Below are 14107 nucleotides of genomic sequence, written 5' to 3'. Positions count from 1 at the left end.
ATCTCTACCGAAGTCCTAGCATTGCAACGAAGCGGTAAAGATGCTTCGCGGGGCTCCGCGTGACACGCACTTTTTGCTCTATGTTACACAGCCTTGTTCACTGCCCCTGAGCATTCCGTATTCCATACCAATACCACAAATTCCCATCGGGCTCAGTAAAATCTTCTTGCAGGTGCAGCCCAACTTTCTCCAGGATGTTGCGCGAGGCGGTGTTTTCCCGCCTAACGGTAGCGTTGATTTCCGGCAGCTTCATGATTTCCAGCCCGTAGCGCATCGTGGCGCCAGCGGCTTCCGAAGCGAAGCCTTGGTCCCAGTGATGAGGTAGCAGGCGGTAACCAATGTCGTGGTAGTTGGTGCGGCCGTTTACTTCGCTGTCATCAACCAGCTTGAGGCCACACCAGCCGATGAACTCCTGCGTATCGAGGCGCACCACGGCCCAGCGCCCGATACCGTTGCGCTCGTACTGCTGCCGGATATAGTGAATGATTTTCGCGGCTTCCTCGAGGGTAGCAATAGGCCGGTTAGGCACGTAGCGCAACACGCGCGGGTCGGAGTCCAGAGCTAGGATGCCAGGCGCATCGGCCAGGGTAATTTCGCGGAGCAACAAGCGCGGTGTTTCCAGGCTCGTCATGGCCGCCGCACTGCGTAAATCAGCTCGTCTAGAAATTCGCCGTTTTTGAAAAACGTGTTTTCGAAACGAGCCTCCAGTACAAAGCCCGCCTTTTCCAGCACTCGTTGGGATGCCAGGTTGGTGCCGAAGGGCCGGGCGAAAATGCGAGTGATATCGAAGGTGCGGAAGCCGTAGTCTACCATTTGCCGGACGGCCTCCGTGATGATGCCCTGGCCCCAGAACGGCTCGCCCAGCCAGTAGCCCAACTCGGCGTTTTTGCGCTCAATGTTGGTGCGGGGGTGAATCCCGATGCCCCCAACTGCTTCCCCGGCCACCTCAATAGCCAGGATGTGCGGCGGATTTTCCTGGCTAGCCATGTCAATAAAAGCCCTACCGTTTTCCTCTGTATAAGGGTGCGGGAACTGGTCGTTCATGTACCGGGCAATGGCCGAATTATTGGCGTAACGAACCAGACTAGCCAAGTCGGCCAGGGCCCAGGGGCGGAGGGTAAAAGTAGGGGGCATAAGATGAGGAGAAGAAAGGTAGAATACTTCCTAGGTGGAAAAGTACCAGCCCGTCATTCCTCGCTACGCTCGGAATAACGGGCTGGTATCTGAGTAGCTATGCAACGTCAGCACGCGAGATTCCTCGCTGCGCTCGGAATGACGTTCGGGTGTTTTTCATACTGTTTCCTACTCTATTTCCCCTTCACATAGAACGGAATATTGGCCGTAGCCACGTTGTCTTTGCCATCATAGGCGTACACAAACAGGCGGTAGGCGCCTTCCTTGGTGGGGGCTTTGAGGGTAGTCTGGGCTGAGGCGCCGGCCGGAATCAGGCCCGGAATAGCGACGGGCCGACTTTCCCGGTCGCCGCCGGATTTGAGGTCGGTGCTTTCCGGGAGCAGTTCGTAGCGGTAGGTCAGGGCGTCTTTGTCGGGGTCCGCGACGGCGACAACGGCGGGGTAACTCTGGCCGGCCTGTAGGTACACGTTGTCGGTGGCCTGCTTACCATTTAGCTTGAACGAGGTGAGGTGCGGGGCGCGGTTCTGGGGCCACTTACCGCTCCACAGGTACTGCATGACATCCACCACTTCCGACTCCTTGCCATCCTCGGTGAAGATGCCGTACCAGGTGGGCGTGCGCTCCTGCTTCTGGCCCCACAGAAACACGTAGGTGCCAAAACACTGGGTTTTGTCCTTGGCCACGGAGGCCTCGTAGCGGCTCTGGTACACGGCGGCTTTTTGGCTGCTGGTTTCTTCCACGGAGGCTTTCCAGGGCGTTACGGGGCTTTCCCAGTGGCCAGTGGGCCCCCATTCGGCTACCACGTAGGGGCCGGTCCAGCCGGTGGTGCGCACCTGCTGCGGAATGGAGGCCAGCCCGGCGTACGTGTTGATGCTAAGGATGTCCACGGCCGGGCACTTGGCCTTGATGTAGTCGACCTCCTTTTGGTTGAGGCCGGCCAGCACGGTGCTGGTTGGGTGATTGGGGTCTACCTCGTGAATCATCTGGGCAATTTGCTGCACGGCATCCCAGACTTTGGGGTTGGTATACTCCAGGTTCAGCTCGTTGCCGATGCCCCAGAACAGCACCGCCGGGTTGTCTTTGTACTTGAGCACCTCGGCGCGCAGCTTTTGAAGCTGCTCGGCCACCGCCTGGGGGTTGTTGTAGTCGAAGCCGTGCCGCTCCCGAGCCACATCCAGGCCCAGCATCACAGTAAGCCCGTTTTTATTGGCCTCGGCCAAGACTTTATCAGCGCCGCCCGTGCCCCAGGTCCGGATGGAATTGCCCCCGCAGGCCTTGATGCGCTCCGGAAATTGCCCGCCGCCCGCGCCATTGATGAAGTACGGCTTGCCGCCGCGTAGCAACTGGTAGCGACCAGCCGTTTGTTTTACCTCAACTTTAACTGGACTGGTTTGGGCATAAGTGGTAGTAGCGAGGGCAAGCAAGGAAACAGCGAGGTAAGGTTTCATAGAGGTAGGGAGAGTAGGCAGTGGATTCTGAAGTGCTCAAATTAAGTGTTTTTCACCCTACTCCCCTCCCCTGTTCGCTGCACCTAAGAACGAGCAAGCACTAGCCGGCTTCAACTACCCACCTAGCAACCGGCCCCGCTGCTACTTCGCAACGGAGCCGTACCGCCGTCTAAACTCAATGGACGCCGGCTATACCAGCACTGACAATAGGCCTATTTATTCTGGCCGTCATGCGGAGCATAGTCGAAGCATCTCTGCCGCTTCGTTGCAGGCTTCCTTGATTAGCCAGAGGTAGAGATGCTTCGACCAGCTCAGTACAACTGATTTATAAGCAGCATCATACCTAACAAAGCATTGGGATTTAGCACCGAAACCTGCACCTTACTCTACTGATTTTTCTGCTCATTGAGGAGCTTAAGCAGCACTCCGTTAGTCCAGCCGAAACCATCCTGGAGTTTATACTCACCCCCACCGGCCGGCCGGGTTAGGTCCGTGACGTTGTATTTCTCTAGCAGCTTGCCAGTTTGAGTGAACACGCGCACGTTGAGGTCCATCCAGCGGCGGGCAATGATATTTGCCAGCACCGGCTGCTGGTAGCGGCGCAGACCTTCTATTGCCACGTATTGCAACGGAGCCCAGGCGTTGGGCGCGTCCCACTGCTGACTGCTGACTTTGGTGGTGGTCAGCAGGCCGCCCGGACTCAAAAACGCACTTTCCAAACCCTGGGCAATAGCGCGGGCTTGCTCGGGGGTAGCCACGCCATAGGTGAGCGGAAACGTGCCGGCCAGCGTGCGAGCGGTAGCGAAGCGACGCTGCGTCAGGTCGTAATCAACAAACCAGCCGGCTGCGGCATCCCAGCAGTAGCGCCGGATGGCAGCGGCACGGGCCTGGACCTTTTGCTCATATTCCCTGGCTTGGGGTAGCTGTCCGGCGGCGCGGTGGGCGCGGGCCAGGCCTCGTTCCATGGTCAGGAGCAAACAGTTTAAGTCGACGGGTACCAGCTCCGTGGTGCGAATCGAGCCCAGTTGTCCATCGGGGCCGAACCAGCGGGTGCTAAAGTCCCAGCCCGAGGCAGCAGCAGCGCGCACGTTGCGGTAAAACTGCGGCAGCGGCTGCTTGGTGCGGCGGCCAGCCTCCACGTCGGCGCGGTACGATTCTTCGCGGGGCTGGTCGCTGTCGTCCCAGTAGCGGTTCAGCAGCTCGCCCCCGGGTAGGCACACCACGCGGCGGTCGGCCTGGCCGGGCTTCAGCGCTTCGGCGCCCGCCATCCAATAGGCGTACTCGCGGGCCAGGGCCGGCCGGTAGCGGCCAAGGACTGCCACAGAATCGGGGCCTTCGGCCAGCAAGCCCACCATTTGAGCAAAGAAGGGCGGCTGGGAGCGGGTAAGGTAGTAGGTGCGGTTCCCGTTAGGAATAAAGCCCAGCTTATCAATGAGGTAGGCGAAGTTATCGACCATATCGCGCACCAGATCCTGACGGCCAGCCTCGCGCAGGCCCAGCATGGTAAAGTACGAGTCCCAGTAGTACACCTCGCGGAAGCGGCCACCCGGCACCACGTACGGATGGGGCAACGGCAGCAAGGAGGAGTAGGGTGGCACCTGCGTTTGGGCCGGCCGGCGCAGCACCGTCCAGAGCGTGTCGAGGTGGGCCCGGATGCCGCCCTGGATGTTGCTGCGGTAGAGGGCCGTATCGGTGGCGGGCAGGTAGAAATAACGCTTGGTAAAGGCTTTTAAATCGAAGCCCGGCCGACCTTTTTCCTTTTGGTACGCGGCTAGCACTACACTCGGCGCCACGGTGGGCAACATGTCCACGAAGGTTTTGCCATCGGGGTACACTTGCCCCAGCTGCACCGCCTCAAACAGCCCTGGGTACAGCTGCCGTGGAGTGGGCTGGGCCAGGGCCAGCAGGGGTAGCAACAGCAGAAAAGCCGCTCCTATTTTCTTGATTATCAGCATACAAAAAGCACGTTAGGTGAACGCCTAGGCCGAGCCCACCAACACAGGAGCAGCGGCCCGCTGACGCCAACCGCTGCTCCTGTGTATCGACTCTGCCGCTACTACCTTAATACCCAGGATTCTGGGTGAGGTTGGGGTTTACGGCCAGCTGCTGATTGGGAATGGGGAAAATCAGGTATTTCGGGTCGCTGGTTGTGGTGCGCTGCTCCCCAGGGCTCAGGAACTTACCGAACCGCACCATATCCTGGCGCCGCCACTGCTCTAGGTACAGCTCCCGCCCCCGCTCATCCAGCAGGGTAGTTAAGTCCAGACTGGTTAGGGGTCCGGCATTGCGCGAGCCGTGGGTACGAATGGAGTTGACCAGAGCCAAAGGGGTAGCCCCGTAGGTCCCGGCGGCGGTAGCCGTACCACCGCGCAAAATAGCTTCGGCCTTCATCAGCAGAATATCGGGTAGGCGCAGGTGTACCATATCATTGTCGGTCGTGCCGGCGCCGTTGTTGGTGAAGTCGGGCGGGTATTTCATCGGACGGATACCCGTAACCTCCAGGTTGGCACCCGTTTCAATAATGCGCACTTCCCGGGTGAATGCCAGTGGCGCGCCCGTGCGGTCGGTGAGGGGAGCACCGGTGGTCAGGTTGTACTGCTGTCCGATCAGGAAGCCCACGTTCTGGCGCTTGCCAGGGTTAGCCGGGCCGTTTTTATAGGTGTACACCGTGCCCCGCCGGATGTCACTGGCCCCAAACTTATCGTAGAAGCCGGGCAGGGCGGCTGGGCCGTTGTAGCCGCTGGGGGTCATGTTGTAGTGCGAAATAAACCGCCATAAGTCAAACTGAGCCCCACTACTCACGCCACCAATGTTCAGCTCCGTGAAAATATTCTCCGTGCCGATGGCCGTGTTATCGGGCGCGAAGTTGTCGAAGTAGTTGGTAGCAAACGTGTAGCGCCCCGTGTTGATGATTTGGTTGGCCAGGGTAATTACCTGGTTCATGTCGGCGGCGGCAAACGTGGGCGCGGCGCGGTTGGCGTACACGCCCCGGTTGAGGTAGCACTTCATCAGCAGGCCGCGGGCCGCGTCTTTGTTGGCCCGATAAGCCGGTCCGTCGGGCAAGTTCGTGAGCACGGCATTCACTTCGCTGATAATGTAGTCGAGCGCCTCGGTTCCTTTTCGCACGCGGGCGTTGGCGGCTACACTTTCCCCGGGCTCCCGGTAGGGCACCTGGTCGAAGAGGTCGAGGGTCCAGTACATGGCCCAGGCGCGGAGGAAGCGGGCTTCGGCCTGTTGCTGCACGGAGGCATTGAACTCGGGCCGCAGCACATCGTTAGCGGCAAACACTACCCCACCCAGGTTGGCAAAGGCATCCCGCACCTGGCTGTGGTTGGCATCCCAGGTGTGCAAGTGCAGTTGCCGCCACACGCCGTTGTCGTCCCAGTCGCCGGCGCGGGTAGGCATAATACGCTCGTCGGTAGTTACTTCCGAGAGAGCAAACACCTGAGTAGCGCCCTGAAACGGACTACGCATGGAGGTATACACGCCATCGAGCAGGGAGGCGGCGTTACCCGTGCTTACCTGGTCAGGCGTCAGGGAGCCCTGGAACTCTTCGTTTATATCGCAGCTGCTGGCTAGCAGAAGCGCCGTCAGCATAGCCGCCGCGCTGAGTGTCTTTTTCATGGAACTGCAGATTCAGGGGGTGGATTACAGGGAGAAATTGACGCCGAACGTAAAGGTGCGGGCCGTGGGGTAGCCGGTGTAGTCGATGCCAGCCGAGGGTACCACGCCAAACGACTTGTTGGTGTTGACTTCAGGGTCAAAGCCGCGGTACTTCGTGATGACAAACAGGTTCTGGCCGATGGCGTACACGCTGATTCCCTTGAATGACGAGCCCAGGTCGCCGAGGGCGTAGGAGAGCGTGACGTTGGAAAGGCGCACAAAATTGCCGCTTTCCAGGTAGCGCGTGGAGGGCGTAACAGCGTTGGCCAGCGACTCCTTGGTGCCCGATTCATACTCCGCCAAGGCAATATTGCGGCCCGCCCGAATCTGGCTCACGTTGAGCACACTGTTGAAAGTGTTGTTGTAGATTTTGTTGCCGAATACTCCGTTCAGGTTAGCCGTCAGGGAAAATTTCGCGAAGCGGGCTGTGGTGCTCAGGCCTACCAGCGTAGTAGGGTTCGGATTTCCGGCGTAGCCCGCCGCCCCGAACTCATTGTACAGCCCCGTATCGGCATTAATACCGTTGTAAGTGGGCAAAGAGAAGCCGTTAATGGGCCGGCCGTTCTGAATCGTTTCTGCCGTTACGCCCGACAAGCCCTGCCCACTGAGCGTGCCCGTCTGAATAATCAGGGTTGCAGGCAGGTCCGATACTTCATTTTTCACAAAGGTGGCATTGGCGTTGAAGTTCAAGCCAAAGCGCTGATTATCTACCGCCGTAATACCGGCCAGTAGCTCTACCCCTCTGTTGACAATGGTACCATCGAGGTTAAACCAGATGACGCTGTTGCCGCCCGGCGCCGCCGGATAGCCCGGAATGTTGGGGTACAGCAAATCAGTGGTGCGCTTATAGAAATAATCGGCCGTCAGGGTCAGGCGGTTATTGAAGACGGCCACATCTAGGCCCGCGTTGAACTGCTCATCCGATTGCCACTTCAAGTCCGGATTGGCGTTCGTAATTTGCCCTAGCCCGCCGCTGTTGGGCAAGAACACGAATTGCGACTGGGCCGAGCCAGCCGGAAACTCCTGGTTGCCGGTGCGGCCGTAGCCTACGCGTGCTTTCAGCTGATTGACAGCTTCTACCGCAAAAAAGCTTTCCTGGCTGACATCCCAGGCTACCGAGGCCGAAGGGAAATAGCCGTAGCGGTTGTTGGCACCAAACTTAGTGCTACCGTCGGCCCGTAGCGTGGCCGTGAGCAGGTAGCGGTTTTTGTAGTTCAGAATGGCCCGGCCGAAGTACGACTGCAGCTCGGTTTCGGGGTCCACGAACGAGGTAATGTTGCGGGCGGAAGGGTTGGAAAACTGAATGTAGTTGGTGTAATCCAACCCGTAGGTTCCGAAGCCACCAGCCGGCCCCAACGCATTCACGCCCGAGCCCGAGTTGGAAAACCGCTGGTACTCATAGCCCAGCAGCGCGTTCAAGTTAAAATCAGTGGTTAGCTGCCTGTTAAAGTTGAGCGTGTGCGTCATCTGCTGGGTTAGCAGCTCATTGTTGGCCACAAGGGCAAATCCCCGCCCAAAGTAGTCCTCAATATTCAAGCGCTGATCAATGGATGTGCGGCGAATACCGGTGCTGTAATTGGCTGAAACCAAGGCACGATACTCCAGCCAATCCGTAAATTTGTAATAAGGAGAGAGGGATGCTAGCACCGTCGTTACCCGCGACTTATCATTGTAGTATTCCAGCTGCGCCACCGGGTTGATGGTTGTACCCCGCCGCACAAATGGGCTGCCATCGGCATTATAAAGCGAGTCGGTGGGGTTGTACTGCAAGGCCTGGCCAATGAGGCTGCCGCGGAAGTCGCCGTTGTTGGTAATAGGGGCCAGTTGCTCCCGGAACTGGCTGGCCGTAAGGTTGACATCTACGCCTAGTCGCTTGCTCTGCAGGAATTTCAGATTGGTTGCCAGCTGTGCGCTGTACTTCTCAAAACCAGTTTTCTTAACGATGCCTTGCTGATCAAGGTAGCCGAGTGAGAGGCGGTAGCGGCCGTTGTCGTTGCCACCGCTCAGGGCTACGTTATAGTTTTGGAGCGGAGCCGTGCGCAGAATTTCACCCAAGGGGTCATTGTTTTGCCCTTTATCATTGGTTGCAGGCGCGTCGTAGTAGCGTAGGGCCTGCCGATACTGGCTGGCGTCAAGCACCTCCACCCGGCGCATAATCTGGGAGAAGCCGCCCGAGACGCCCACATCCAGCCGAGGCTCACCCGACTTGCCTTTTTTGGTAGTAATAAGGACTACTCCGTACGCCGCTCGAGAGCCGTAAATAGCCGTAGCCGAGGCGTCTTTGAGAATATCAATTGACTCAATATCGGCCGGATTCAGAAAGTTAAGCGGATTGCTATTGGGGCTGTCGCCAATAGCAGTAGTTAGTCCTGGCCGGGCCGAGCGGCCATCGAGCGGCACCCCATCAACCACGTACAAGGGCTGACCGGTACCCGTCACGGCCGAGTTGCCGCGGATGCGGATGGTAGCAGCCCCGCCAGGCTGCCCGCTGTTCTGCGTTACCTGTACACCCGAGGCCCGACCCTGAATAAGCTGGTCGGGTGAAGTGAAGGTGCCTTTATTAAAATCCTTGGGACTCAGCGAACTAACGGCTCCGGTCAGGTCAGTCTTCTTAACCGTGCCGTAGCCTACCACTACCACATCGCCCAGGGCCTGAGCATCGTCGCGGAGAGTGACTTGCACCGAGGATTTGCCCGTGATGTCGACCCGCTGGCTGGTGTAGCCGACGAAGGAGAAGGACAGCGCCGTGGCCGTGGTGGGCACTTCTAGTTGGAAAGAGCCGTCGGAGCTGGTACTGGTTCCGACAGTGGAGCCGGGCACAATTACCGTCACGCCTGGCAGGCCGGAGCCCGTCCCATCAACTACTCTGCCCGAAACTGACCGCGTAGCCTGTGCCTGAACCAGCAAGGGTAGCAGGCTCAACACCACGCTAGAAGCCAGCACCGATAGCCGCCCGAGTGGGCCGCTACCCGCCATGGTTCCCGGCTGCTCATACGAGGTGTACCGTTTGTACCAGTTGTTGCTCATAAGTAAAAGATTAAAGTGGTGGGAAGTAGATGGGTGCCTAGCCACGTTGCGGTTCAATGCAATCGTTTTCGGCTTAGGGTCTGCAGTATTTAGCCGTTGGCTGAGGGTAGAGTTTAAGCGGTTCGGTTGCCGGTGGGCGTTAGGCCTTTCAGCACTTAACTTTCATGCTCACTCTTCCCCTGGCTTACTGCAATTTCACGACCACCGCCTGCCAGGGCTGCAGCGCGAAAGTTGAGCCAGTAGGTAAGGTTGGGTAGTTATTGAGCCAGGGCTTTCCGCTGGGCTTCAGGCCCGCAGGCAAAGGCCAGTTGCGGGGCGTGTCGGAGAAATTGAGCACGATTAACACTCGCTCGGGACCCAGGGTGCGGGTGTAGGCGTAGATGTGCGGGTTGGCGGCATCCAGCAGCTGGTATTGCCCATAGACCAGCACTGGGTGCTGCTGGCGCATTTCGGTGGCCCGTCGGAAGTGATTTAGCACTGAATCGGGCTGCTTTTCCTGGGCTGCTTGGTTAACGGTCGTATAGCTCGGGTTGATTTTAATCCAGGGGGTGCCCGTGGTGAAGCCCGCGTTGGTGGAGGCGTTCCACTGAAACGGCGTGCGGCTATTGTCGCGGGAGAAGCGCTGCATGGTCTGCAGGTAGGCCGGCAAACTTCCCCCCTGGGACTTCACGAGCTGATAACCGTTGAGCGCTGCCACATCGCGGTAATCGGCAATGTTGTCGAACCGGATATTGGTCATGCCCAGCTCGTCGCCGTTGTAGCAGTAGGGCGTGCCGCGCATGGTCAGCAGAAAAGTGTTCAGAAGCTTGGCCGAGGCCGCCCGGAACTCGGGCCGCTCGTCGCCGAACTTGCTGGTTATGCGCGGCTGGTCGTGGCTGCCTAGGTAAATCGACTGCCAGCCTTTGCGGGCAAAGGCACTGTCCCAGCGCGTAAACACGCGCTTCAGGTCCCTCAGCTGGAAGCGCTCGGGCGTATTGCCTACCCCTACTGCCTCAAAATGATAGGTCATGTTTAACTCCCGACGGGCCGGATCCACGAAGAGCATGGCCTCGGTGGGGTTGCGGCCCGCCCCTTCCGCCACGGTCATGATGTTGTACTTGCTGAGCACTTCCCGGTTCATTTCCTGGAGGTAATCGTGCAGGCGCGGACCGTGGTTGTAGGCATTGGTGTAGTTCGTCTCGTTCAGGCCCGGCATGGGCGGAAACGTGGGGTCTTTGGCCACGAACTGGAAGGCATCCATGCGGAAGCCATCAATGCCCTTATCCAGCCAGAAGCGCATCATGCGGTACACTTCCTGCCGCAGCTTCGGGTTGTTCCAGTTTAGGTCGGGCTGCTTGACGGAGAAGTAGTGCAGGTAGTAGGAGTTCGTGAGCGAGTCGTACTGCCAGGCGTTGCGGTGTACATCGAAGGTGCTGTAGCGGGCTGGGGGCGTACCCTTTTCGGCGGGCCACCAGTAGTAATAGTCGCGGTAGGGGCTTTGGCGCGAGCTGCGGGCCTGCTTAAACCACGCATGCTCGTCGCTGCTGTGGTTGACCACCAAGTCCATTATCAGCTTGAGGCCGCGCTGGTGCATGCCGCGCAGTAGCTCGTCAAAATCCTGCATGGTCCCAAACTCAGGCATAATCTGCTGGTAGTCTGAGATATCGTAGCCGTTGTCATCATTGGGCGAGGCGTAGATGGGATTGAGCCACACTGCGCCTACCCCAGTGCTTTTAAGGTAATCTAGCCGGGAAATGATGCCGCGTAAATCACCGATGCCGTCCCCGTTGCTGTCCTGGAAACTGCGCGGGTATAATTGGTACACTACCGTTTCCTTCCACCAGTCCGGCTTTTTGTCTACTGCAGCAGACGAAGCCGCAACCTGCCCCTTACCAGGGAGGCAGCAGATAAGCAGCACGGCGCTACAAGTCAGCAGGTGAAGTAGTAGTCTTTTCATACAAGCTTGGTTAGTGCGAAACCGACTGACAGGTACCCACTTGCCTAGTCATCTACCTAAGGCTCATGGGGGAAGTGAACCATCACTAATAGCTGTAATTATTATAGAATAGTACTATAAATTCTCATAATTAACAAATAGCAGCTTCGGCATATTCACTTTAGACCGGGTCAGCTATCTGTGAAGCACAGTTTCTAGTTGGCTGGTAAGTCACTGCTTTAGAAATATGTGCGCAAAAGTTGGTTCCTACTCTAAGTTGCGCTACTGCTGGTTGTTGCTACTAGGCTAATGGGTTTTGGCAAAGGAATTTGCTTCCCCATTTTTCTAAAAATTCACATCAGATCGTTATCAAAAATTACACAACAAACACAAATATATAATTTTGTAAATCAGATAGTTACATGCTTTAATTGGGCATAATAATATCAACTTCCTATCAGGCATATATCAGCCGAAGCAGGCTCATTACGTGTCTGTTACAGCCGTAATGTTCAAAAAGTACAACAGCCTTCCCTACCCTTTTTCTACCTCCTTTTTGATGCGGGGTTCTTAGCCACGGCCCCGCTCTTACTAACTCCAAACCAAGCAAATTCAACAGATTAGTTTCTGAAGCGGTAGGTAAAGCACCTGCTAACGGTTTTCATGATGCAGTAAAAACAGGACTGCTAGTTGCTGCTAATCTCCGCTACAGCAATGCCCACCTACCTACTATGCAACGTGGCAGTAGGAAAGTTAAGGGAAGATTATCCACTTGTAGCAGTTAGTTATTAGCTTAGGGAGTCGGCTGTTTAAAGTCCTGGCTCTACCGCTAATAATGCTACTGTTGGTATGCTTGGTTTCTTGCTTGCTCAGCCGCTCTCTGCTCCTCCCCCCGGTTCCCACCCGCTCCCATGCTACACCCCCAGATTCTTAACGCTATCCGGTTTATTTTCCTGGGTAGCCTGTTACTGAGCGCCTTACGTACGCAAGCCTATGGTAGCCGCACAGATAGCCTGCTGCGGGTGCTTGACCAGACCCTGGCTCACCAAACAAGCTACGACAAGCAGCGCCTTGACCGACTGGCCGCACTGAAAGCGGAATTACGCTCCGAGAAAGCTGATGATAATGCCAGCTTCACCTTGTCGCTGCTGATTTGTGATGAATATCAGGTATTTACCTACGACTCAGCTTTTGCTTACAGCCTCAAGCTGGGGGCACTGGCCCGGCGGCTTCGCAGCCCGGTGAAACTGCAAACTGCCCGCACGAAGCTGGCTTACACGCTTCGCTCGGCCGGCTTGTTCAAAGACGCCTTTGATACGCTCAAAGCCATTGATGTCCGCCAGTTAGAGCCGCGCTATAAGGCTGAGTTCTATGAAATTTACAGTATCGTGTGCATTGAGTTGGCTGAGTATGACCAGGATGCTTACTACCAGCCCTATTACACGGCCAAATCGGACGCCTATGCCGATACGGCCGCCCAGTACAGCCGGCCCGGCTCCTACCCTAACCTAGCGCAGCGACTGTACCGGGCCAAACAGCGCAACGATCTGCGGGCAAGCCTGGCCATTTACGCCCAGTTGCAGCGCCTACCGCTAACCGCGCATCAAGTAGCCATCAATGCCAGCGCCATGGCTAGGCTGTACGAAAACGCCGGCCTCAAGGAAAAAGCGCTGCAATTCATGACGCTAGCCGCCATTAGCGACATCAAATCGGCGACGAAAGAAGGCATTGCCCTGTTCAAAGTCTCCGACTATTGCTACCAGCGCGGCGACTTGACGCGGGCCCGTTGGTACATTAGCGAGGCCCGGAAAGCCGCCAACTTCTACAAAGCCCGGCAGCGTTTGGTACAAATGTCGCCGCTCTCTACCCTGATTGACGGCCGGCAAATCAGCCTCATCGAAAAACAGCGCCAGCAAGCCAAAATGTACGCCCTGGCCATTGGGGTGCTAGCTACTCTGCTGCTGGGTACTGCCTTCGTTATTTATTTTCAACTCCGCCGCTTGCAGTTAACAGGGCGCCTATTGGCCACTACCAATCAGGAGCTGCACCAAAACAACGTGAAGCTGCAGGCCCTCAACACCAAGCAGCAAGAGCTGAACAGTAAGCTACAGGAACTTAATCAGGGCTTAAATGAGGCCAATCATGTGAAGGAGGAGTACATCGGGTATTATTTTAACAACACCTCCCGCTACATTGATAAGCTGGAAGTACTCCAAAAGAAGCTTAGCGCCTTACTCTCCACCAAGCAGGTTTCGTCGGCGCAGCAGTTGGTAAAGGACATCGACATCAAATCGGAGCGTATGGCCTTGTTCAAAGGGTTTGATACGGCCTTCATCCATCTCTTTCCCAACTTTGTAGCCGAGTTTAACGCCCTATTCACGGAGGCCGACCGAATTCAGCTAGCCGACGAGCATCTGCTCACAACGGAGCTGCGCATTTTTGCGCTTATTCGCCTGGGAATCAATGACAGTGACCAGATCAGCCGGATTCTGGGCTATTCCATTCATACGGTATACGCCTACAAAACTCGGGTCAAAAACCGCTCTTTCCTTCCCAATGAAACCTTCGAGGCGCGGGTGCTAGCCATTCAGGCTACCTGATACCGGCTTTCGCAGGGCTTGGCCCGCAACAGCTTTGCTTACGGCAGAAACTGAACAATAGGGCTTTACGGTTGCCCTGTTGAGTTATGGGAGCTGTCTGTGAAGTGAATGCTATGCAAAGCCGGAAGCGAAGCATAGCGCCCGAATTAAGGGTAGCAACTCTACTGACGCCAGTGGAGCAAGTGGCTTGGTCTTCGACTCACTATAGCCTTTACATGTTGTGTTGTCACCTTCCGTCCACAAGATCTGGGCAAGATTGAGGTAAGCTCGCAGGTAGCAGATGGGGCGGTTCCAGTGTGCTTAGCGCCCTGCCGAACTGC

8 protein-coding genes are annotated in these 14107 nt (G+C 56.9%); 1 reads left to right on the top strand and 7 read right to left on the bottom strand.

Annotated features, from left to right (window positions below):
- Positions 1-97 precede the first annotated feature (97 nt).
- The 7 genes from MWH26_RS03950 to MWH26_RS03920 form a co-directional block, all read right to left on the bottom strand.
- The gene (locus MWH26_RS03950; protein WP_247976137.1) at positions 98-631 is read right to left on the bottom strand and encodes a GNAT family N-acetyltransferase; all 534 of its coding nucleotides are present in this window, start codon (positions 629-631) and stop codon (positions 98-100) included.
- A complete protein-coding gene (locus tag MWH26_RS03945; RefSeq protein WP_247976136.1) occupies positions 628-1134 on the bottom strand; it encodes a GNAT family N-acetyltransferase in 507 nt (168 codons plus the stop codon). Before MWH26_RS03945 ends, MWH26_RS03950 begins: the two co-directional genes overlap by 4 nt.
- A gap of 173 nt (positions 1135-1307) precedes the next feature.
- A complete protein-coding gene (locus MWH26_RS03940) occupies positions 1308-2582 on the bottom strand; it encodes a glycoside hydrolase family 2 TIM barrel-domain containing protein (protein WP_247976135.1) in 1275 nt (424 codons plus the stop codon).
- A 386-nt stretch (positions 2583-2968) separates the two neighbouring features.
- Positions 2969-4537: an alpha,alpha-trehalase TreF gene (treF, locus tag MWH26_RS03935; protein ID WP_247976134.1), complete on the bottom strand. Its 1569-nt coding sequence runs from the start codon at positions 4535-4537 to the stop codon at positions 2969-2971.
- 106 nt (positions 4538-4643) lie between these two features.
- On the bottom strand, positions 4644-6206 hold the full coding sequence (locus tag MWH26_RS03930) for a RagB/SusD family nutrient uptake outer membrane protein (protein WP_247976133.1): 1563 nt from the start codon (positions 6204-6206) through the stop codon (positions 4644-4646).
- A gap of 24 nt (positions 6207-6230) precedes the next feature.
- The gene (locus MWH26_RS03925; RefSeq protein ID WP_247976132.1) at positions 6231-9272 is read right to left on the bottom strand and encodes a SusC/RagA family TonB-linked outer membrane protein; all 3042 of its coding nucleotides are present in this window, start codon (positions 9270-9272) and stop codon (positions 6231-6233) included.
- 184 nt (positions 9273-9456) lie between these two features.
- Positions 9457-11208, bottom strand: coding sequence for a glycoside hydrolase family 13 protein (locus MWH26_RS03920; protein ID WP_247976131.1), 1752 nt, complete (start codon positions 11206-11208; stop codon positions 9457-9459).
- Positions 11209-12098: 890 nt separating this feature from the next.
- On the opposite strand from MWH26_RS03920, the gene susR reads away from it, so the two are divergent.
- Positions 12099-13787, top strand: a complete 1689-nt coding sequence (gene susR, locus MWH26_RS03915; RefSeq protein ID WP_247976130.1) for a SusR family glycan utilization regulator — start codon at positions 12099-12101, stop codon at positions 13785-13787.
- Positions 13788-14107 lie beyond the last annotated feature (320 nt).

It is taken from the genome of Hymenobacter sublimis (genome assembly GCF_023101345.1).
In the GTDB taxonomy this organism is placed as follows: Bacteria; Bacteroidota; Bacteroidia; order Cytophagales; family Hymenobacteraceae; genus Hymenobacter; species Hymenobacter sublimis.
The sequence above is the reverse complement of the archived record's forward strand: the minus strand, read 5'-3'. Positions and strand labels throughout refer to the sequence as shown.

What these genes read in the sequence shown, in the direction of transcription:
- MWH26_RS03945 (WP_247976136.1), bottom strand. Translation starts at nt 1,134, where the DNA reads ATGCCCCCTACTTTTACCCTCCGCCCCTGGGCCCTGGCCGACTTGGCT.
- MWH26_RS03925 (WP_247976132.1), bottom strand. Translation starts at nt 9,272, where the DNA reads ATGAGCAACAACTGGTACAAACGGTACACCTCGTATGAGCAGCCGGGA.
- MWH26_RS03940 (WP_247976135.1), bottom strand. Translation starts at nt 2,582, where the DNA reads ATGAAACCTTACCTCGCTGTTTCCTTGCTTGCCCTCGCTACTACCACT.
- treF (WP_247976134.1), bottom strand. Translation starts at nt 4,537, where the DNA reads ATGCTGATAATCAAGAAAATAGGAGCGGCTTTTCTGCTGTTGCTACCC.
- susR (WP_247976130.1), top strand. Translation starts at nt 12,099, where the DNA reads ATGCTACACCCCCAGATTCTTAACGCTATCCGGTTTATTTTCCTGGGT.
- MWH26_RS03920 (WP_247976131.1), bottom strand. Translation starts at nt 11,208, where the DNA reads ATGAAAAGACTACTACTTCACCTGCTGACTTGTAGCGCCGTGCTGCTT.
- MWH26_RS03930 (WP_247976133.1), bottom strand. Translation starts at nt 6,206, where the DNA reads ATGAAAAAGACACTCAGCGCGGCGGCTATGCTGACGGCGCTTCTGCTA.
- MWH26_RS03950 (WP_247976137.1), bottom strand. Translation starts at nt 631, where the DNA reads ATGACGAGCCTGGAAACACCGCGCTTGTTGCTCCGCGAAATTACCCTG.